Annotated in this window: 15 protein-coding genes; 7 read left to right on the forward strand and 8 right to left on the reverse strand. The window is 42.1% G+C overall.

The window, feature by feature from the left end; translation table 11 throughout:
- Nucleotides 1-45: 45 nt before the first annotated feature.
- The gene (speA, locus tag HC643_RS17190) at nt 46-2,061 is read right to left on the reverse strand and encodes a biosynthetic arginine decarboxylase (protein WP_038083834.1); all 2,016 of its coding nucleotides are present in this window, start codon (nt 2,059-2,061) and stop codon (nt 46-48) included.
- A gap of 208 nt (nt 2,062-2,269) precedes the next feature.
- Here speA and ndk point away from each other — a divergent pair, with 208 nt between their 5' ends.
- On the forward strand, nt 2,270-2,719 hold the full coding sequence (gene ndk / locus HC643_RS17195; RefSeq protein WP_038083832.1) for a nucleoside-diphosphate kinase: 450 nt from the start codon (nt 2,270-2,272) through the stop codon (nt 2,717-2,719).
- Between the two features lie 227 nt (nt 2,720-2,946).
- On the opposite strand, the gene HC643_RS17200 is transcribed toward ndk, so the two are convergent.
- Nucleotides 2,947-3,681, reverse strand: a complete 735-nt coding sequence (locus HC643_RS17200) for a TerC family protein (protein WP_038083829.1) — start codon at nt 3,679-3,681, stop codon at nt 2,947-2,949.
- 102 nt (nt 3,682-3,783) lie between these two features.
- On the opposite strand from HC643_RS17200, the gene HC643_RS41420 reads away from it, so the two are divergent.
- The 3 genes from HC643_RS41420 to HC643_RS42135 all read left to right on the forward strand — a co-directional run bounded on the left by HC643_RS41420 (nt 3,784) and on the right by HC643_RS42135 (nt 4,537).
- The gene (locus HC643_RS41420) at nt 3,784-3,996 is read left to right on the forward strand and encodes a hypothetical protein (protein WP_050045900.1); all 213 of its coding nucleotides are present in this window, start codon (nt 3,784-3,786) and stop codon (nt 3,994-3,996) included.
- 152 nt (nt 3,997-4,148) lie between these two features.
- A complete protein-coding gene (locus tag HC643_RS17205; RefSeq protein WP_038083828.1) occupies nt 4,149-4,394 on the forward strand; it encodes a type II toxin-antitoxin system RelN family antitoxin in 246 nt (81 codons plus the stop codon).
- 17 nt (nt 4,395-4,411) lie between these two features.
- Nucleotides 4,412-4,537, forward strand: coding sequence for a hypothetical protein (locus tag HC643_RS42135; RefSeq protein ID WP_272899748.1), 126 nt, complete (start codon nt 4,412-4,414; stop codon nt 4,535-4,537).
- A 162-nt stretch (nt 4,538-4,699) separates the two neighbouring features.
- On the opposite strand, the gene HC643_RS17210 is transcribed toward HC643_RS42135, so the two are convergent.
- From HC643_RS17210 to HC643_RS17230, 5 genes are all read right to left on the reverse strand, one after another.
- On the reverse strand, nt 4,700-10,249 hold the full coding sequence (locus HC643_RS17210) for a WD40 domain-containing protein (protein ID WP_050045901.1): 5,550 nt from the start codon (nt 10,247-10,249) through the stop codon (nt 4,700-4,702).
- Complete coding sequence (locus HC643_RS17215; protein WP_038083824.1) at nt 10,246-11,556, reverse strand: P-loop NTPase fold protein; 1,311 nt, start codon at nt 11,554-11,556, stop codon at nt 10,246-10,248. The genes HC643_RS17210 and HC643_RS17215 overlap by 4 nt, the downstream gene beginning before the upstream one ends.
- A 142-nt stretch (nt 11,557-11,698) precedes the next feature.
- Nucleotides 11,699-12,337, reverse strand: a complete 639-nt coding sequence (locus HC643_RS17220; RefSeq protein ID WP_038083822.1) for a Restriction endonuclease, type I, EcoRI, R subunit/Type III — start codon at nt 12,335-12,337, stop codon at nt 11,699-11,701.
- 131 nt (nt 12,338-12,468) lie between these two features.
- A complete protein-coding gene (locus HC643_RS17225; protein ID WP_038083820.1) occupies nt 12,469-12,807 on the reverse strand; it encodes a helix-turn-helix domain-containing transcriptional regulator in 339 nt (112 codons plus the stop codon).
- The gene (locus HC643_RS17230; protein WP_038083818.1) at nt 12,779-13,123 is read right to left on the reverse strand and encodes a type II toxin-antitoxin system RelE/ParE family toxin; all 345 of its coding nucleotides are present in this window, start codon (nt 13,121-13,123) and stop codon (nt 12,779-12,781) included. Before HC643_RS17230 ends, HC643_RS17225 begins: the two co-directional genes overlap by 29 nt.
- A 200-nt stretch (nt 13,124-13,323) precedes the next feature.
- On the opposite strand from HC643_RS17230, the gene acs reads away from it, so the two are divergent.
- From acs to HC643_RS17245, 3 genes are all read left to right on the forward strand, one after another.
- Complete coding sequence (gene acs / locus HC643_RS17235; RefSeq protein ID WP_038083816.1) at nt 13,324-15,294, forward strand: acetate--CoA ligase; 1,971 nt, start codon at nt 13,324-13,326, stop codon at nt 15,292-15,294.
- Nucleotides 15,295-15,417: 123 nt separating this feature from the next.
- Nucleotides 15,418-16,233 (forward strand): Uma2 family endonuclease, encoded by an 816-nt coding sequence (locus HC643_RS17240; RefSeq protein ID WP_038083814.1) that lies wholly within the window; start codon nt 15,418-15,420, stop codon nt 16,231-16,233.
- Between the two features lie 26 nt (nt 16,234-16,259).
- The gene (locus HC643_RS17245; protein ID WP_050045902.1) at nt 16,260-16,997 is read left to right on the forward strand and encodes a tetratricopeptide repeat protein; all 738 of its coding nucleotides are present in this window, start codon (nt 16,260-16,262) and stop codon (nt 16,995-16,997) included.
- Nucleotides 16,998-17,114: 117 nt separating this feature from the next.
- Here the strand turns inward: HC643_RS17245 and HC643_RS17250 are convergent, their stop codons facing one another.
- Nucleotides 17,115-20,891 carry an eIF2A-related protein gene (locus tag HC643_RS17250; protein WP_038083811.1) on the reverse strand — a complete coding sequence of 1,259 codons (3,777 nt, stop codon included), beginning with the start codon at nt 20,889-20,891 and terminating at the stop codon, nt 17,115-17,117.
- Nucleotides 20,892-21,059: the final 168 nt, after the last annotated feature.

The raw sequence follows: 21,059 nt of genomic DNA on the forward strand, positions 1-21,059 counted from the left end.
TAGTGGTCAGTGGTTAGTTATGTGTAAACCACTAACCACTAACCACTAATTCGCCAAGTAAGTATATCTTCGTAAACTCTGTTCGTAAGTTTGTAACAATTTTTGAGACTCTGCGAGAGTAATCCGATTTTCTATCAAAGCGTGCTCGCATCTCTGACGGATATTTTCCAGCATATCCTCAGAGTCATACTGTACGTAACTTACAACCTCGCTCATGGTGTCGCCTTTTACAACATGTTGGATTTGGTATCCCTTGGGTGTCAATTGAATGTGAACTGCGTTGGTATCACCAAAGAGGTTGTGTAAATTCCCCATAATTTCTTGGTAGGCTCCATTCAGGAACATACCCAAGTAGTATGAGTCTCCAGCCTTGAACTTGTGCAACTCCAAAACCGATTTGACATCTCGCAAGTCAATAAAACGATCTATTTTGCCATCGCTATCGCAGGTAAGGTCTGCGAGGATACCCCTTTGCGTTGGTTCTTCACCCAAGCGATGTATGGGCATAATTGGGAATAATTGGTCGATTGCCCAGCAATCTGGTGCGGATTGAAACACGGAAAGATTGACGTAGTAAATGGAAGCCATAATTTTTTCGAGGTCTTCCAACTCGTCGGGTACGTATTCCTGCTTGCGGGTGATCCCCAGAATTTTTTGACAGCAAGCCCAGTAGAGACGTTCTGCTTTGGCACGTTCTCTAAGACTTAAAATACCTAATTTAAAGCGGCTGATTGCTTCTTCTTTAAATTGGGTGGCATCGTGGTAAAACTCTTGATAGTTCTCTTCGTTTAACGATTGATAGGTTTCCCACATGTAGCTGATGATAGGCGACTCTCCTTCTTGGGGAGGCTCTGGTAGGTCACCGGGGACTTCGCTGGTACTGAGAACGTCAAAAATCAAAACAGATTGATGAGATGCGATCGCACGTCCGCTTTCACTAATCAGTGTTGGTACGGAAAGATTTTTCTCCGCACAGGTATCTTTTAATTCAGCAACTATGTCATTTGCATAATTCTGCATGTTATAGTTTTTTGAGGCGTAGAAGTTGGTTTGAGAACCGTCATAATCTACGCCCAAACCACCACCGACATCCAGGTATTTCATGTTTGCCCCTTGAGTAGCCAACTCTACGTAGATACGGCTGGCTTCTTGGATGGCATCTTTAATCACATGAATAGCAGAAATTTGCGAACCAATATGGAAATGAAGTAACTGCAAGGATTGCAACAAGTTAGCATCGCGTAACTTATCAACAGCTTGCATGATTTCTGGAATGGTCAGACCAAATTTAGCGCGATCTCCAGTGGAAGTTCCCCACCGTCCCATTCCTTGGGTGCTCAGTTTAGCTCTCACACCAACAATAGGTTCGATCCCCAACTGCTGGCTGACCTCAATAACGAGATCCACCTCTTCAACTTGTTCTAAAACGATGATCGGCGTTTGTCCGAGCCTTTGAGCCAGCATTGCCGTTTCGATGTATTCTCGGTCTTTGTAGCCATTGCAAACCAACAGTGCGCCTGGGGTATCCAATAGAGCCAAAGCAATCATTAACTCTGGCTTGGAACCGGCTTCTAAACCAAACTGATGGGGTTTACCAAACCGCACTAAATCTTCAATTAAATGCCGTTGCTGGTTGCACTTGACAGGAAATACACCACGGTAAACTCCAGGATAGTTATAACGAGCAATAGCTTTGGCGAAACAAGCGTTTAACCGTTCGATCCTGTCTTCCAAAATATCGGAAAACCGGATCAACAGGGGAAGCCCTAAATTACGCTGCTTGAGAGCATTAACCAGTTCGTATAAGTCCAGAGAACCACCGCGATCGCCCTTGGGGGAAACAGTGATGTGACCTGCAGCATTGATGGAAAAGTAGGGTTCACCCCAACCTTCTATCCGATAAAGTGCTTCGCTATCCTCTATTTTCCAGATGCGGGTTCCATCGGGATTGGTAGCCGTAGGTAGCAGTTTTTGTTGTTTTTGTGCTTTTATTTCGGCTTTGGTTGCATTAGAGGGAGGTTTCACCACCTCGTCTGATGTAGTCGTTAAATCACCACGCATTTCTTTCCTGACCTTTTTGTTTCACCCACGAGAATACAATGTATCGCATTCATCTCGAAGCGCACATGCATTTGGAGATACTTTCTGCGATAATTTCAGATTGTCCTTTGTCATTGGTCGAGTGTCATTTATTCTTGACTCAGTAAGAAGGTCAAATGACACTTGACTCATGACCCATAACCAATTTACTTAATTTGAGGAGATAGCTTTGGAACGCACATTCTTAGCAATTAAGCCCGATGGCGTGCAGCGCGGACTCATTGGTGAAATCATCCGTCGCTTTGAGACTAAAGGCTTTACCCTCGTTGGTTTAAAGTTTGTAAAACCTTCCCGAGAATTAGCCGAACAACATTACGACGTTCACAAAGAAAGACCTTTCTTTGGCAGCCTGGTGGAGTTTATCACTTCAGGCCCGGTTGTGGCGATGGTTTGGGAAGGAGAGGGCGTTGTCGCCGCAGCTAGAAAGGTGATTGGTGCAACAAATCCCTTAACAGCAGAACCAGGAACAATCCGAGGTGACTTCGGCATTAATATTGGTCGCAACCTCATCCACGGTTCCGATGCTATTGAAACAGCACAACGGGAAATTTCCCTGTGGTTTAAGGAAGAAGAATTGGTTGCTTGGCAACCTCATTTGACACCTTGGTTGCACGAGTAACCCTCGTTCCCAGGCTCCGCCTGGGAATGCATTCTACGAGGCTCCGCCTCACGTAAGCCATCACCCCCAACTCCTATAGGGATAGGGGGCTTGTTGAGCTTACAAGACAGATAATTGATTTTTTGGAAATCTCTTGTTTGTACAACTCAATAAACTGTCAGCCAATCCTTGAGTTTCATAGATAACGTAAAGTTTTCTACTCGTGCAGAATTTACCATTCTCTATGGTTATTGTTGCACTTCAGTCTTTTCTGGTTCCTTGACTGTAGTTTCAGTTTCAGCATCTAAAACTTTACGTTTGGAAAATCCCCAAGCCAAAATCAGGGCAATAGAAGTAATCATCACCCATTGTGGGGGTACAAAGGAGTCGTTCACAACTTTCAAAAACAAGCGCAAGCCCACCAAGGCTACTGTGATGTAACCAGCATCTTCCAAGTAGACGTATTCATTCAACCAACGAATAAACAGACCTGCCATAAAGCGTAGAGTCACAACACCGATGGTAGTTCCTGTGAGCACCAACCAAGTTTCATTAGATACAGCGATCGCGGTGGTTACGCTATCAAGAGAAAATGCCAAATCTGTCAGGGCAATAACGGGGATCGCTTGCCATAAGGAATTGAACCGAGGACCGTGGTGTTGGTTATCTTCGCCTTCTTCAGAAGTAAAATGTTGGAATACCAGCCACAGTAGATAGGCTGCTCCCAACAATTCAAACTGCCAGAACTGTTGTACCCAGGTAGCAGTTAGCAATAACGTAATTCGCAAAACATAAGCAACAACTAAGCCAATGTTCAGCGCCTGACGTTCGAGTTTCTGGTTCCCCAGTCCTTGAGCGATCGCTGCAAGAGCGATCGCGTTGTCTGCAGAGAGTACTGCCTCTAAAAAGATGAGGAGCAGCAACACTATAGATGCTTCTAAGCTAGGATGAAAGTTGAGATAGTCAAATATTTGGTCTAGCATTCCTGTTTTCTCAAGCAGCAAAAATTAAAAGTTAACAGCAAAAGAGGACTTAATATACAAAACGTAACAAAAAGCTACTCTCTCCAGCTTAACCTGTAGTTGGTGAATTCCGGTCAACTTGTACCGACATTATTCTATACTTTGAGTTGGATGGCAACTCAGTTCAAGTATTATTTAATACAGACTTTGCTCCAATTGCCCTCAGAATGGAATTCTGGGGCTACACAAACGAAGCCCGCCTGCGCGGGCTATTCTGTTTCTGCTGTCAATTATGATAGCGATCGCATTGCTGAATGTCTCTTTGCTACAAAGTAGATAGGCAGAAATAAACACGTTATATTACAAAATGTAAAGACACTTGAAACTTTAACCAATGACAAATGACAACCCTAACTAGTTAACTTTAATTGTAACGACCTACTTAGTTCAAGCTTATATTTAGGCACAACATTACTTAAAAATAACCAATGAAAGCAATTAAAATAATGGCAACTATTGATGAACACGGACAACTTACTTTAGATCGCCCCTTAGTAAGTGATAAAAACAGTCGCGTTGAAGTTATTGTCCTGATTCCAGAAGAAGTAGAAATCGAGGAAAATGATAAATCTAAGGAAGAGATTTTAGAAGATTTCCGTCAAGCTTGGCATGAGGCAATGACTGGACAAATAATTCCTGTTGCTCAACTTTGGGAAGGACTCGAGGATGTCTGAGCAATCCTTTATTCAAGTTGAAGCTGCGCCAATCTTCAACCGAAATCTACGTTCTCTCGCTAAGAAATATCGCAGCAGATGAAATTAGAAATATCATTACTGAGTACGAACAACGTACAATGGCAGAAGATAAAGAACCATAAACAACTGTTGAAAATTGCCAAACCAAGAGAAAAAGAACCTGGAGCCTGCTTTTTTTGAATCGCGATCGCTTTCTCTAAAGATTGACGCAACGCCAGTTTCTCAAACCCACGTAGGTGGGTTTCGCCTGTACAGCCGCGAATTCTATTCGCTAGCGAGATCTATTACTCTCTCAACTTTTTCAACTCTTCTGTTGTAAAGGGATTTTTACCTGCAATTAAGGTATTAATCCAACGTTGACGCTGTGATTTGTACTTGGAATTATCAGTCCACTTGATAAAGGCTTGGAAATCTGCAACAGATCCTTTGCTATTACCAGTGAGCGCTCTAGCTAGCCCTCGGCTATCAAGAATACCTCCATCTTTTGGTGAAAGGGCAACTGCTTTTTCACAAGCAAACATGACATCTTTAGCAAACCCCCGCAAGCTACCATCCCAACAAAGAGAATTCCATTCCTTGGCAGAAATAGTTAAAGCAGGATCGAGTGTTTGAGCATCTTTGTAAAAAGCGAGCGCTTCTTTGAATTTATCCTGCTTTACCAGCGCTTCTCCTCGTATAAGAAAAATCACTGCTTTTGGATTCTTTTCTATAGCTTTTGTTTTTGGATTCAGATCGAGATTAGGAGACAGTTTCTGTGCTTTTGTTAACTGAACTAATGCTGCCTCAATGTCACCTTCTTGGGCAAGTTCTCTGCCCTGAGAAACCATAATAATTGGTACCGCTTTTTCCTCTGAATCAAACGTTAATTTGGAATTCCACGCTTTAGCTTTATTAAACTTAGCCACTGCATCCTCAAAATTTCCCTCAGTTGCTAATGCCTCACCTTGTTCTACTAAAGTCGATGCGGCGGCAATCCGGAGAGGCTTTGTTTGACATACATGGAGTTCTGCCAATGTCTCAGGATACCGAGGTAAATAATATTTGAGCCAATCGCACCCCAACACAAGTAAATTTTCCAGATCCAAGTTCCACAATTTCACCGTCTTGTCCCAACTTGCAGAAGCAATCGTCTTGCCGTCGGGGCTGAAGCTGACGCTCACAACTGGAGCGGAATGCCCTTTGAAGGTTGTGAGTTCTCTGCCTGTGGTCTCCCAGAGTTTAACGGTGTTGTCCTTGCTTGCAGAAGCAATCGTCTTGCCGTCCGGGCTGAAGTTAACGCTTGAAATCCAACCTGAATGTCCTTTGAGGGTTTTGAGTTCTCTACCTGTGATATCCCAAAGTTTGATGGTGTTGTCCCAACTTGCAGAAGCAATCGTCTTGCCGTCGGGGCTGAAACTGACGCTATAAACTGGAGCGGAATGCCCTTTGAGGGTTTTGAGTTCTTTGCCTGTGGTATCCCACAATTTCACCGTCTTGTCCAAACTTGCAGAAGCAATCGTCTTGCCATCGGGGCTGAAACTGACGCTATAAACTGGAGCGGAATGCCCTTTGAGGGTTTTGAGTTCTTTGCCTGTGGTATCCCAGAGTTTGATGGTGTTGTCCTCACTTGCAGAAGCGATGGTCTTGCCATCGGGGCTGAAGCTGACGCTCACAATTGGAGCGGAATGCCCTTTGAGGGTCTTGAGTTCTCTACCTGTGGTATCCCAGAGTTTGACGGTGTTGTCCCTACTTGCAGAAGCAATCGTCTTGCCATCGGGGCTGAAGCTGACGCTATAAACTGGAGCGGAATGCCCTTTGAGGGTTTTGAGTTCTCTGCCTGCGGTATCCCAGAGTTTGACGGTATTGTCCCTACTTGTAGAAGCAATCGTCTTGCCATCGGGGCTGAAGCTGACGCTATAAACTGGAGCGGAATGCCCTTTGAGGGTTTTGAGTTCTCTACCTGTGGTATCCCAGAGTTTGACGGTGTTGTCCCAACTTGCAGAAGCAATTGTCTTGCCGTCGGGGCTGAAGCTGATGCTCGAAATATAGGCAGAATGCTCTTTGAGGGTTTTGAGTTCTCTGCCTGTGATATCCCAAAGTTTGATGGTGTTGTCCCAACTTGCAGAAGCAATCGTCTTGCCGTCGGGGCTGAAGCTGACACTAAAAACTTCGGCGGAATGCCCTTTGAGTGTTTTGAGTTCTTTGCCTGTGGTATCCCAAAGTTTGACCGTGTTGTCACTACTTGCAGAAGCGATGGTCTTGCCGTCGGGGCTGAAGCTGACACTAAAAACTTCGGCGGAATGCCCTTTGAGGGTTTTGAGTTCTTTGCCTGTGGTATCCCAAAGTTTGACCGTGTTGTCACTACTTGCAGAAGCGATGGTCTTGCCGTCGGGGCTGAAGCTGACGCTATAAACCAAACCTGAATGCCCTTTAAGGGTTTTGAGTTCTTTGCCTGTGGTATCCCAAAGTTTGATAGTGTTGTCACTACTTGCAGAAGCGATAGTCTTGCCGTCGGGGCTAAAGCTGACGCTTGAAACATAAGCGGAATGCCCTTTGAGGGTTTTGAGTTCTTTGCCTGTGGTATCCCAAAGTTTGATAGTGTTGTCCTTACTTGCAGAAGCAATTGTCTTGCCATCAGGACTAAAGCTGACGCTCATAACTGGAGCGGAATGCCCTTTGAGGGTTTTGAGTTCTCTGCCTGTGTTATTATCCCAGAGTTTGACGGTGTTGTCCTCACTTGCAGAAGCAATGGTCTTGCCGTCGGGGCTGAAGCTGACGCTTATCACTGAAGCAGAATGCCCTTTAAGGGTTTTGAGTTCTCTGCCAAAAGACTCATACACTGCTTGCCGTAAAGCAACAACAACTCGATCGCGTGTATTGGCTTCCATCCACTTTGACCAAATTGTCTGTTGCAGTTTTTCTCCTGCTTTAATACTTTCTACCAAAGCTTCTTCTTGAAGAGTAGCTGTAAAAAGTGCTTCTGAAGAAGAAGCAAGAGCGCTAATTTGAGCATTTGTTTCACCAATGGTTGACTTGATTCCAAATGTCACAGCCACGGCTGTTAATGCCACCAATCCTACCCCTGTACCAAAGGCGATTCTTAATCGCTGTTTTAAAACTTGATTTAACTTTGCTTCTGCTAATTGGCGTTTTTGTTTTTCTCTTTCTAATTCTGCTAATAATTCCGCACCGCGTTGTTGGCGAATAAAAGATACCAAATAATCATGAACGAGTTGATAGCGATCTGCTGGAGATTGCGGTATCAAGAAGACTATACCTGATGTCACTAAAATCTTTAAAACTAATTCTAATTTATCAACCTTGGCTGCTAAAAATGCTAAAGTATCTGCTAATTCAGCATAGGTTTTTAACGGACGCGTATTATTTTCATCAGTTAGTAAATACAAGACTAATTGAGCAGCACGTTCATTTTCTTGTCCGCAATCTTTCACAACTTCGTCTAAGTATCTTTGGACTAGTTGTTCTTTTGGTCCTTGTTCCTGATACTGTTTTAACTGAGTGATTTCTTCGGTTTCTAGTTGTGCCCCTACGACTTGTAACTCAATGGGACGAACTTCTCCTTCTTCTGCCGCTAAATCTCTTACTAATTCTTCAATGAGTTCTGGTTCTAGAGAAGAACGTTGAGTTAAATTTTTAATAACCTTTCTCGCACCTTCAGGAGAAAAATTTCCAAAATAGTAGCGAATTCCTTTATTCAAAATATCATTTTTTGTGACTTCTAAATTTGTAATGCGATCGCACTCCAATAAATAATGCAAATAATCTTCACGTAAAGCAATAATGACTTTCACATAGGGAATATCCCAACTATCCAAAGCAAGTTTCAAAAACTGCCAAAACTCTTTTCGTTGAGATGGTTGAGAACAGTTAAAGAAAAACTCTTCAAATTGGTCAAAAATGAGAATAGTTAAGAAATTGCGAGTTGCATTTTGCCGTAATTGTTGAAGAATCTTATGAATTAACCCCGATGACTCCGCCCCCAACTCCTCCCCATGTCCACAGTTTTGGGGTGTTGTGTCACGAAGCACTTTACCCAATTCCTGTTTCCAATCACTGTAAAATCTGACTGTGACTGGCAAAGGAATCCGACTATCAATAGCAGGTAGATCGTGCAATGCGGGTACCAATCCTGCTGTCAGCAGCGAACTTTTTCCAACTCCAGAGGGACCATAAATCACAACTAATTTTTGGTCATCTCGACTGATGCGATGGATTAATTGTTTAACGTCTTCTTCTCGCCCAGATGCAACAATTTCTTGAGCAATAGTTCCTTGCTGAGAGGTTGTTCCCACAGCATCACCGTACAATTGAGTTGAACCAACTGTTATCAAAGCAGGATGAATCACCTGTCGCTGAGATTGCAATCGCCCCGCACCAATGAAAGCGCGGAAACCATATTGTTGCTCGATGGAACGTTTCTCTTGCTTGAGTTCAAATGCTTCTAAATATCTATGTTGTTGGTAGTGAAGCTCGGATAATGCATTTAATATCCGTATGTAAAGCTGTGGGTTATAATCGGGCTTACATCCTTCCTTAGCTGTTTCTAAGTTGTGTAGCGCTGCTTGTACTTCGTTTTGATGATGATATTGGGCTTGAGAGATTAAAAATTGATACCAACTTTGATAATGTCGTTTGATATCACTTTCATTTGCTAGTTTTGCGATCGCTTGAAGTGCTCTGATTGCATACTGCTGAGTCTCTTCCCAATTAGATTTTCCCAGTCCAACTTCTGCAAGGGAAGCATAAGCATTTGCCAACCTGAGAGTATTGGGATATGTTGTGTGTAGTTCAATGGCAGTGTTAGCAACAGATTTTAATTCATCCCATTTTGCTAACTGTTGCAGCACTTCTCCCCAAGGATTGATAAATTGAGCCACTAAATCGGGACGGTTTGCATGCTGTAGGATTTGCACGCACCGTTGATAGTAATTTTCTGCTTGACGACACGCTGCTTCATACTCGGCTCGATGTAAAACCGCGTACCTTCGCCACCATAACCCCAGGTGGAAGAGTACGCAGGCTTGTTGTTCTGTGTAAGGAGTGGGGGAGGGGGGAGAAAGTTCTACCATGTCCCCCATCTCTCCTCGCTGTTCCCAGAATGTAAGGCTTTGTTCGTAAAGTTGACGCGATCGCTCCATTTGACTTTTACTATAAGCATCGCGTCCTGAAATAAATTGCTGGCTGGCTTCTAATTCTGGTTCGGAGTAGCCCTGGCTGTGTAATTCTTCCAATGCTGATTCAATTTCAGCCGCATCCATTCCTATATTTAATGCAGTATTGTCTAAAAATCTGTCTCCACCTGTTTCTAATATTTTCGCAAATAACCCATCTACTTTTTTTTTAAGAACCTCAATTAAGTCTGTAGTCGAGATGGCAAATTTAATGGGTACGCCAGCATAAGTATAAAAATCGGGTGCCAGTTTTATAAACTTTTGCAGCACTAAATCGTTTATCCAGAAGACTACAGGAAATGAAAAGCTTTGGGGAAAATCATCTCGCACTCGATTTATAGAAATCAACAAATCGTCAATGGCTGTGACTGACTGCAATCCCAGTACCATAATGGCATCTGTCACAGATAATCTATCGGTTGCCAACTGTGCATGAATAATTGAATATAGATTTTTTGCTGACTTATCTAAAGTTATTTCTAGTATTTGTAATTGAGAATTTTGCCGTAACTGTTCTATAATTTCTTCTTGCAAATGTGCGTAGTTACAGCGTACTAAAATTAGGGAAAAGCGACCTTGAGAACGAACGATCGCTCTTACAAGAGTCGCCAGCGATCGCTCATTTTGCACGGAAATTTCTTCTGGATTTATCGGTTCGCTCATACCTGAAATTGCTTGGCTTCTGCTAATACGGGATTAATACCAAACCAGCGTCCCTGTTTGTCCTGATATTCAAAGACAAATAAACTTCTTAATAAAGTTTGATAGTCATCTTCACCACTCACACTTTGCTGCTGAACGACTTGACGGAGCAATTCCCATTCATGTTTTGTAATAGATAACACCAAGCTTTCGCGGTATTCGCGGATGGAGTTTTCCAAACATTCTCGCGATAAAGGGGGATCTTCTGACTGAAGACAACTGTAGAGCAGCCCTAGTAAGTTTCGCACGTGACCCCCACTGCTTTGACAAAGCCTGTTTAAAGTATCGGGAGTATCGAAAACTTCTGCAATCAAACCCAACCTCAATTCAGGGTTGACTGTGGGAAAAGCTCTTGCTAATACCATCTGTTGCAAAAGCTCTATACCTTCAGAGCACGGACTACCATCGCGTAACTGCACGGGAACCATCGGTAGTATCTTGGGACTCACTCCACCACCCAAACGATTTTTCATCGTCTCATACTCGTTAGAGAATACCAATGCTAGGGGTATTGTGTAAACAACATGGCACTTCAGCTTGCGTAACTCTTCGCCGCGATCGACAAACAAGTGTTCTGGTTGCGATCGCTCTCGGTTTTTCGCCCTTGGATCGACTCGATCCAAATTATCTACAATCACCACCAACCCTTTCTTACCCTTATCTTTGAGTTCCTGGTTAGCACGAGTTAAGAATTCTTCATTCAGAGATTCCAAAATATTATTAGTGCGAGGTTCTAGATATTGCCTTAACTGACTTCGCAAAAGAGGGCTATCTTTTGTTTTTGCGCTAATTTTAGCAATACCTACAGATAACTCCCCCGAAAGTTCTTTGGGAGTTTGTAAAAATTCATGAATTTCACCTAATAGTTTGGCAAAATATCCCGGTCTGAGTTTAATTCCTACTGCTTCTAAACTTTCACTCACTGACCTAGCGATCGCCAGTAATATATCAGTAACATCTACATCAGCCATGTCTAGGTCTTGTGTGGACTCAAAATATACCACATGAAAACCTTGCTGTTTTAACTCTGCTTCCAACCGTCGCAACTCAGTCGATTTGCCACAACCAATATGACCGGTAAATAATTGGCAAGTTGGTTTATCTGGAGAAAGGCGTGTAATCGTTCGTCCAAGTGCTTCAATCACTTTAGAACCGCGCACGGAAGCAAAGTCTATATAGTACTGCCTATCTTGAGGATTTGCCAAGACTAGAGTTCTGCTGGGGTTGCAACTGTCAAAAAATCTTTGCAAATCTAGTTTAAGTCGCATTCACCTGTCCTATCCGTAGATTTACTACTAGTTTGGCAGTAACTTCAGCTTTATTTTCCCTTTTTCCGCAAATGTTTCTAAGTGAAGTATAAGTCAGCAGGTGCAAAGATTCGCGACTCTACAAAGTTGAGAATCGAACTACCTAATTCTCTAGTTGGCAAATTGCTTTTAAAACCTGTGCTAGTAGAATACTGTGTTCAGATTGAATTAGGTTCAGTAATGGCATTAACTGATAGGTAGGGGGATTTCCTCGTTCGAGACGGACAAATTGATAACGACGACCGTTTGTTGCTAGTCCCCAAACTGATGATTGCTTTTCTAAGCTTTTAAAAGCGTAAGTCAGCAGTTGGGGTAAACCTTCGGCAACATCTACCGAACTGTTTTTTGTTTCTATTACCAAAATCCAAAATGTATTTGCAGTCTTTGCTTGAGTGTTGCTTACTGCTAAAATGTCCATCCGCCCTGTTATCTTTGTATCCTCATCTTCAATGGAGATAGCGATCGCATCTTCCATTGTCAAGCGAATAGGAACGTCATAAAATCCAGATAATCGCAACAGAGGAGCGAGAGCTAAAAATTTAACTAAACCTTCAGAAACTTTTCCAGCACTAAGGTAACGCTCAAAGTCGTTACTAATTCGTGATAAATCCTGCTGTTCCAACTCAGTCAGAGGCTCTAGAGTTAAATAGTTAGTAAATGAACCAATTGCTTCTTCTTGCAGTTTCAACAAGCGATGAACATCATTGAGAGATAAGTTACTGGCTTCTAGAGTTATTGGCATAAGTATTAACCACGTTTTTTAGTACTAATGAACATATTGCAATATGAACAGTAACAACTTCTACGGAGGATGTCCAAAAAGTCACACCTGGTACTTCTTTCGGCAATTAGTGTCTGGCTCTGTTATGATATTTAGCCTGAAAAATTATTGTCATCTTTTGGAGCAAGAGCAATTTGATAACCTAATGCATCAAGAAATTCGATTAAAGTGTAAATCTCTGCTCCACTAGTTTCTGCAAGAATTTTATCTAGTTTTTCATAATGCTGTTTGGCAGTTTCTGAAAGATTATTTGCTTGTAGACGCGCCTCTATCACATCTTTTAGGGCTGAACCTAGCATTTCAAACCCAGCGCCATCTTCTTCTAATTCCAAGAAAGTTTGAATATAAGCAGCAGCCTCTTGGGGATCTTTAAGAGATGAAATCAAGTATTCACGGTAACTTCTACTTGCTGGTGCTTGTACGTTTTTCATAATCTTTCCAGTATTCCCTAGCTTTGTTGATATCTTGTTCTTGAGTACTTTTATCTCCACCACAAAGAAGAAGTACGATTGTTGTTCCTATTTGTCCAAAATACACGCGGTATCCCGGACCATAATCCACTTTTAGTTCGCAAACTCCTTCTCCAACTGAACGATAATTTCCTAAATTGCCTGACTCTACTCGCTTCAGCCTGTTTCTGATTTTAGCTCTTGCTTGAATATCTCTCAAAGCTTCAAGCCATTCTGCAAAAGGGCTTCTCCCTTCTGAAGTGAGATAATCCTGAATTTCTCTTGGCTGTGCCTCCATACAATTATTCTATGATGCAGTTATAATTTGTCCTTGCACCCCAAACTCAAAAAACAAAATCCTTATTTGTAAAGTAGAGATATAGCATACCAAGTCCCTACTCCGTTAATTTCCATACATCTTAACGAAAATCAACCATACTTCTGGTAATTTTGCGTACACAATAGTTTTGTGTTAGAACGCCAATAACAAAAACGATCATGTCGCAAATCACCATAGAATCAATCCTTCAAGAAAAGCGTTTGTTCCACCCCAGCCAGGAATTTTCTCAAAACGCTCACATCAAAAGTCTTGAAGACTACCAGCGCCTTTACGATCGCGCTAAGGCAGATCCTCAAACATTCTGGGCAGAGTTGGCTGAGCAGGAGTTGCACTGGTTCCAAAAGTGGGACACGGTGCTGGACTGGCAACCACCTTTTGCAAAGTGGTTTGTTGGAGGAAAAATTAATATTTCTTACAACTGTATTGACAGACACCTGACGACTTGGCGCAAAAATAAAGCGGCTATTATTTGGGAAGGGGAACCAGGAGACTCGCGCACTCTCACTTATGCCCAATTACATCGCGAAGTTTGCCAGTTTGCAAATGTTCTGAAGCAGTTGGGTGTGAAAAAAGGAGATAGGGTTGGCGTTTATATGCCAATGATTCCTGAAGCAGCAATAGCAATGCTCGCTTGTGCCAGAATTGGGGCACCCCACAGTGTTGTTTTTGGCGGTTTTAGTGCAGAAGCATTGCGCGATCGCCTTGTGGATGCCCAAGCAAAAGTGGTCATCACGGCTGATGGTGGTTGGCGCAAGGATGCGATCGTTGCTCTTAAGGATCAAGTTGATAAAGCTTTGGCTGATGGGGCTGTTCCTTCAGTGGAAAACGTCCTCGTGGTGCAGCGTACCAACCAGCAAATTCACATGGAATCAGGACGAGACCATTGGTGGCATGAGTTACAAAAAGGTGTGTCTGCTGATTGTCCTGCCGAACCAATGGACAGCGAAGATATGCTGTTTATTCTCTATACTTCTGGTAGCACGGGTAAGCCAAAGGGTGTTGTTCATACCACTGCTGGTTATAACTTATACACCCATATGACTACAAAATGGATCTTTGACTTGAAGGAGACCGATGTATATTGGTGTACCGCAGATGTAGGTTGGATTACAGGACACAGTTACATTGTCTACGGTCCTTTGTCGAACGGTGCAACAACGCTCATGTATGAAGGTGCTCCTCGTGCTTCCAATCCGGGCTGTACCTGGGATGTGATTGAAAAGTACGGTGTCAATATCTTTTATACCGCACCTACTGCTATTCGTGCCTTTATCAAAATGGGAGAACACCTACCTAAAGCACGCAATCTCTCCTCGTTGCGCTTGTTGGGAACTGTAGGCGAACCAATTAACCCAGAAGCTTGGATGTGGTATCACAAAGTTATCGGTGGGGAACGCTGTCCGATTGTCGATACTTGGTGGCAAACGGAAACAGGTGGGATTATGATTACACCGTTACCTGGTGCTATTCCCGCAAAACCTGGTTCTGCAACTCGTCCTTTCCCTGGAATCTTAGCTGATGTTGTGGATTTAGATGGCAACAAAGCAGGTGATAATGAAGGCGGTTACTTAATTGTCCGACATCCTTGGCCCGGTATGATGCGAACAATTTACGGCGATCCAGACCGTTTCCGCCGCACTTACTGGGAACACGTTCGCCTTCAAGATGGGCAATCTGTCTACTTTGCTGGCGATGGCGCAAGACGCGATGAAGACGGATATTTCTGGGTGATGGGGCGCGTTGATGATGTGATTAATGTAGCAGGTCACCGCCTCGGGACAATGGAAATTGAATCGGCTCTCGTTTCCCATCCTGCAGTGGCTGAAGCGGCTGTTGTGGGTAAGCCAGATGAAGTGAAGGGAGAAGAGATTGTTGCTTTTGTAACTCTAGAAGGAGGGAGTACCGCAACAGAAGATTTGAGCAAAGAACTCAAGCAACACGTTGTTCGAGAAATTGGTGCGATCGCACGTCCGGGAGAAATCCGCTTTACCGATGCTTTGCCCAAAACTCGTTCTGGTAAGATTATGCGGCGATTGTTGCGGAATCTAGCCGCAGGACAAGAAGTTTCTGGGGACACTTCTACTTTAGAGGATAGAGGTGTATTGGATAAGTTGCGGGAAGGCGCTTAGGAATTTTGAACCACAGCCTGTAGCGGATGAACGCAGATATTTTTCTTTTCTGTCTGCGTTTATCGGCAACAGGCTGCGGTTGCAATATTAAAATAAAAATCAGATAGATGCCTGGTGAACCGTATGACTTCTGTCACTACACCAACCGACTCAGTGCTGAGTTTACCCGACCACACGCAATTGCCTGATTCCGACGGGACATTTGTGAAAAACTTACAAGAACATCCTCAAAGTATTCTACTGACAGATTCGATTAAACCTGTTTTAGAAAAGCTGCATCCTGAGGGTCAGTATTGTATCGGTCAGGATTCTGGGATTTACTGGCGGTTAATAGATCCCCCAGAGAGGGGCGCGGAATCACCGGACTGGTTTTATGTACCGAACGTACCGCCAACTTTGAATGGCAAAATGCGCCGTTCCTACGTTTTGTGGAAAGAATATGTTGCACCGTTAATTGCGATCGAATTTGTCTCTGGTGATGGGAGTGAAGAACGGGATAAAACTTCGCCATCACAAGGGGGAGAAGGGAAAGTTGGGAAATTTTGGGTTTACGAGCAAGCCATTCGTATTCCTTATTATGCAATTTATGAAGTAGAAAAAGCGGGGGTAGAAGTATACCGTCTCGTAGGTAATGCCTATCAACTGATGAACAAAAATGAAAGGGGTCATTATGCCATTGCACCAATGGGAGTCGAGTTAGGAATTTGGCGAGGATGGTATCAAAACGCAGAATTGCCGTGGTTGCGGTGGTGGGATGCTGAGGGAAATTTACTGCTCACAGGTGAAGAACGTGCTGAGGTTGAACAACAAAGGGCTGAGGTTGAACGACAAAGGGCTGAGGTTGAACGACAAAAGCGGGAGGAAATTGTAGAAAAATTGCGATCGCTTTCTCCGGAACAACTGAATGCATTAGGAATTAATCCAGAGTTATTGGATTAGCTGAAACTTCAGAAAGGAACCTCGAAATGAAGATGTTGAAATTAGCAAAAGCAAAGCTAACAAGTGGAATTTGTACGGGTGTATTTTTGACTTTTGCTTTGATTCCATCTTCTCTGGCTGCAAAGTCTGGTGGCGAATACCGACAATTAGGGCTGTTGTATCGCCAGCAAGGACGGTTTCCTGAAGCCATTGCAGCAATGCAAAAATCTGTGGAACTCGACCCAAAAAATATCATGGGACGCGTGAATTTGGGTTGGACGCAGCATTTAGCAGGTAGGGAAAAAGACGCAGCTATCTCTTTATGGCAAGCTATCTATCAAGAACCTTTGTTTGTTCCTGCGTACAATGCTTTGGGAATTGTTTATTTAGTTGATGGAAATGTACCAGTGGCAACATTAGTTCACGCTTGGGCTGCTATTCTCAAACCGAATAATGAAATTGCTTACTTTAATTTGAGTTTGTCTTGGCATCGTCTACAAGTTTATAACCTTGCTATTATTTGTGCCGAACGTGCTGCTACTTTAGAGCCCAACAATCCTCATCCTTTGGTTGCTGCTGCGATCGCTTATTGGGATAATGGCGATAAAGATGCAGCTAAACGGGTCTATGCAAAAGCTATTCAGTTGGATTCTAGATACCGCGATCGTTCTTTTTTAGGTCATCTCAAGCAAGCAGTATTTAGCCAAGAGCAAATTAAAATAACAGAGCAAATACTGACTGCTATACAAAATCATCAGGAATTTAACCGATCGACTAGCAGCTAGCCCCGACAAACTTTTAATCTTTCCCGTACTTGAGGCTGGGTATTGAGGTAATACCATTTTGGGTTTTAGATTTTAGATGCGTGGATTGGGAAAGTCGTGCTTAGACTGGATTTGTGCCTACCATCTGTCGCATTCTTTGTTCAATTTGGTATAATCTTTTAACCAGTTGCATCCCCGTACCAATAACCCATCCAATTCGTCAATGTGCCAAATCAGCACTTCGTTCCCATGGGGAGATTGACTGGCGACTTGCGTGAGAATATATTTCCCATCTGGGCTAAAACTTGCTGCTGACGTAAACATAGATGAATACTGAAATTGTGCAAGCTGCTTACCCGATATATCCCAAACACGAAAAGTTTTATCATTTGACGCTGTGGCAATGCGCTTACCATCTGGGCTAAATTTGGCATCTGTAACAACATCTTGATGCGGTATTTCAACTAAGGGTCTACCAGAAGTATTCCAAATAATCACCCTATTGTCTGGGGAAGTAGTAATAATTAGTTTTCCATCTGGACTAAAGCTTGGGTTATAAATATTTTGATTTGCTTTGAATTCTGATAATTTTTGACCTGAAGTATTCCAAATTTTTGCTATATTTCCATCAGTCGTAACAATACGCTCTCCATCTTGGCTGAATTGAGCCCCCAAATAACTATTTTCACTTTCTGGAAATTCTACTATTTTTTCTCCTGCAATATTCCACAAACTAGAGTAATTCTTACCGTCGTAATCAAACATAGCCATAATATATTTACTATTAAGACTCCAAGCAACCCCTCTGGCTGGAAATGTAGTTAGAAGCTTACCATCCTTTGACCAAATCTTAGTTTTCCTATCTGTAGTTGTAGTTAAAATATACTTACCATTAGGGCTAAAAGCAGCGAATTCTAACTCTTTGTCATGTCCTGCAAGCAATAATAACTGTTTTCCAGATGTATTCCAAACACGAGCAGTTTTATCATTTGATGCTGTGACAATTAGTTTTCCATCAGGACTAAAATTAGCGCTACTCACTATACCTGAATGTCCTTGAAATCTTGCTAACTGCTTACCATATTTATCCCAAAGTAATACAGATTTCCAAGTAGGGGTAACAATGTATTTACCATCAGGGCTCCAGCTTGCTCCCGTAATAGCATCTTTTGACTTAATAGTTACTTTATTGACTGGTATTCTATCGGATAGATTCCAGATACGAACAATTCTATCGTGTCCAAAAGTAACAATATATTTGCCATCAGGGCTCCAACGAGGTCTTGTTTGATTTCCTGTCAGTTCGGTGAGTAAATTACCTGATAAATCCCATCCTTTTACAACTTCATCTCTTATATCCCACACTTTTATAGTGTCATCAGTTGTAAAGAGTCTTTTTCCGTCTGGACTAAATCCTGCATCAACATTGAGTGCTTTCTCATTTTTTATTTCTCTAATAAGCCTACCAGACAAATCCCAAACAATCGTTTTTTCAGGTGTTGATACAAATACACGCTGGCTATCAGGACTAAAACCAGCATCCATAATTTTCCATCGATCGCTTACTGGGAATCGGGCAATTTGCTTACCTGAAACATCCCAAATATAGGAATCATTAGAATTAGTTAAAATATATTTTCCATTCGGACTCCAATAGGCACTTTTAACAGCCATGGTATCTCCTCTTAGAGTTACCAATAGCTGACCCGACATATTCCAAATACGAGCAGTCTTATCATCAGAAGCAGTAAGAATATATTTACCATCAGGGCTAAAACTGGCACTATTAACTCTATCTTGATGTTGAAGTTTTAGTAATAAATTACCAGACAAATCCCAGATGTGAGCTATTTTGTCATCAGAATTGTTAACAAGAGGTTTTCCATCTGGACCTAGTGTTGGTAGCCTGTCAGAAGTAGTAATGACACGTTTTCCATCGGGGCTAAAGCTGGCGCTAGTTACATATTCTTGATGTTTAAGTATTGCTAACTGTTTACCCGAAGTATCCCATATCCGAGCAGTTTTATCCACACTAGTGGTAAGAATATACTTTCCGTCTCGACTAAAATCAGCACTATTAACCTGTTCTTTATGTCCTCTAAGTTCTGCCATCAGCTTACCCGACAAATTCCAAATACGAGCGGTTTTATCTGCGGAAGTGGTGATAATAGACTTTCCATCATGGCTCCAGTTCACATTTGTAATAAAATCTTTATGAGCAACAAATTGCTTAAATTCACGGATATTATCGAGTATTGTTTGCAAGGCGAAAACTGGACTGGTTGCAGGATAGTTTTCGAGAGGACGTCCATCTTTTACTAGTTCTTTTAACCTTTGTCCTGCATCTACCGCTGTCACTAAAGATTCAATTTGTTTTGTTTTAAACTGTTGTAGCGCTACAAGCCCTGCGTGTTCTAATCTTGTTCCTTCCTGCGCTTCTCGTAATTGATGAGTTCCAGAGGCAAAAGCGATCGTTGCTCCAATAAGAGAACAAATAAGAACTCCACCACCGATACGAATTTGTCGTTTGGCTTGATGTTGTGCTTGGGTTAAAGTCTCGTTAGCTCGTGCTAAAATGCGACTTTCTTCTTCTTGAAATGCTAATGCAGTGGCTATTTCTTGTTTTTCAAATTCCTGGCTAGCAGTTAAAAACTGGTAATCCTGCTGATTTAAACTTTTATTAGCTGCCCAGTTTTTTGCATCTTCTAATGCTTTGCCACGCAATAATCTAGAATTATCTTGACAGCTTGAAGCAAACCAAGCTGATAATGCTTCTGCATAAGGTCTAAAGAGTGCAAGTGATTTCTCTACCCAATTTAAATCAAAAACACTAGCATAAATACGGTTATAAACCCTTAAAGCTCCCTGCTGTTCTACAACCAATCCGGATAGGCGTAATTCTATTTGTTCTGGGCTATCAGAAGCGGGAATTTGTCCTAATTGTAAAATTTGCTGATATAACCCAAGTAATGCGACTGTATTATGCTTGCTCATCAAAATTCTATCTTTGATGGTTTTTAAATGGGGCGGTTCGTCAAGGGATTCCCAGTTTTCAATGATTTGCTTTCTAACAGTATTCTCCACCCATTCAGCTTCTGTAATTTTTCCTTTTGCTCTCAGCGAATCATAATGAATATAGTTATGAGAAATTACTAACAAATCGCATAATTTTTGTGTAAGTAACGGTTGTCCTCCAGTCCACGCTAAAACTTCTTGCAAAATAGCTTGTGGATTTTCCATCCCTTTTAACCCTGATGCTAAAGGTGCGATTTCGTGTATTTGAAAACCTTTGAGTTGAATTGCACGACCTATATTAAAGGGTGTTCTTACTTTATCTGCGATTAAATCGCTTGGTGTTGCTACTCCAAGCAGGACAAAAGTAATTCTATTAAATTCGCTATTAAGATTGCGTTTTTCATAACAACTCCTAATCCAAGCAAAAAAATCATCTTTCTCAAATTTTAGGCTTAAAATACTATCAATCTCATCAATAAAAATAACTATTTTGCTCTTAATTTTCTCTAACAAAAAAGTTTCCACAAATATATCTAATCGCTGTATGGGCGATAATTCGCAGTTTTCTCTCCACCATGTTCTAATAAATTCACTGGGGTTAGCTATTTCAAAGTTGGCAACCAATGTATAAACAATACCCGCATACCACTGTTCCGGGTTTATATCTTTACTACCGCGTCCGGAAATATCAATTGTAGTACAAGCGATTCCTTCAGCTTGCAGTCGCTTGATTGTGCGAACTTGCAAGCTGGTTTTACCCATTTGTCGGGAATTAAAAATATAACAAAAATTTCCAGCTTTTAATTCATTGTAAAGGTCAGAGTCTGCCTGTCTAACTACGTAACTGGGAGCATCTTCTGTAAGGCTTCCACCAACTTTATAGGAAAAATTATTTTTCATTCTCTAACTCAGCCTACTAATGACTTGAAGTTGTATTTTGAAATTGTTACAAAAAAAGTTTGTGGGTTCTTTAAAAGCGCAGCGTAAAGCACCACTATATCAGTCCGTGTAGGAGTTACAAACACCTCTTTTTTGTCCTCCTTGTTTAGATCTGAAATAGGATTGCTA

Origin of the sequence: Tolypothrix bouteillei VB521301, from assembly GCF_000760695.4 — a bacterium.
In the GTDB taxonomy this organism is placed as follows: Bacteria; Cyanobacteriota; Cyanobacteriia; order Cyanobacteriales; family Nostocaceae; genus Scytonema; species Scytonema bouteillei_A.

What these genes read in the sequence shown, in the direction of transcription:
- speA (WP_038083834.1), bottom strand. Translation starts at nt 2,061, where the DNA reads ATGCGTGGTGATTTAACGACTACATCAGACGAGGTGGTGAAACCTCCC.
- HC643_RS17200 (WP_038083829.1), bottom strand. Translation starts at nt 3,681, where the DNA reads ATGCTAGACCAAATATTTGACTATCTCAACTTTCATCCTAGCTTAGAA.
- HC643_RS17205 (WP_038083828.1), top strand. Translation starts at nt 4,149, where the DNA reads ATGAAAGCAATTAAAATAATGGCAACTATTGATGAACACGGACAACTT.
- HC643_RS17210 (WP_050045901.1), bottom strand. Translation starts at nt 10,249, where the DNA reads ATGAGCGAACCGATAAATCCAGAAGAAATTTCCGTGCAAAATGAGCGA.
- HC643_RS17215 (WP_038083824.1), bottom strand. Translation starts at nt 11,556, where the DNA reads ATGCGACTTAAACTAGATTTGCAAAGATTTTTTGACAGTTGCAACCCC.
- HC643_RS17220 (WP_038083822.1), bottom strand. Translation starts at nt 12,337, where the DNA reads ATGCCAATAACTCTAGAAGCCAGTAACTTATCTCTCAATGATGTTCAT.
- HC643_RS17225 (WP_038083820.1), bottom strand. Translation starts at nt 12,807, where the DNA reads ATGAAAAACGTACAAGCACCAGCAAGTAGAAGTTACCGTGAATACTTG.
- HC643_RS17230 (WP_038083818.1), bottom strand. Translation starts at nt 13,123, where the DNA reads ATGGAGGCACAGCCAAGAGAAATTCAGGATTATCTCACTTCAGAAGGG.
- acs (WP_038083816.1), top strand. Translation starts at nt 13,324, where the DNA reads ATGTCGCAAATCACCATAGAATCAATCCTTCAAGAAAAGCGTTTGTTC.
- HC643_RS17240 (WP_038083814.1), top strand. Translation starts at nt 15,418, where the DNA reads ATGACTTCTGTCACTACACCAACCGACTCAGTGCTGAGTTTACCCGAC.
- HC643_RS17245 (WP_050045902.1), top strand. Translation starts at nt 16,260, where the DNA reads ATGAAGATGTTGAAATTAGCAAAAGCAAAGCTAACAAGTGGAATTTGT.
- HC643_RS17250 (WP_038083811.1), bottom strand. Translation starts at nt 20,891, where the DNA reads ATGAAAAATAATTTTTCCTATAAAGTTGGTGGAAGCCTTACAGAAGAT.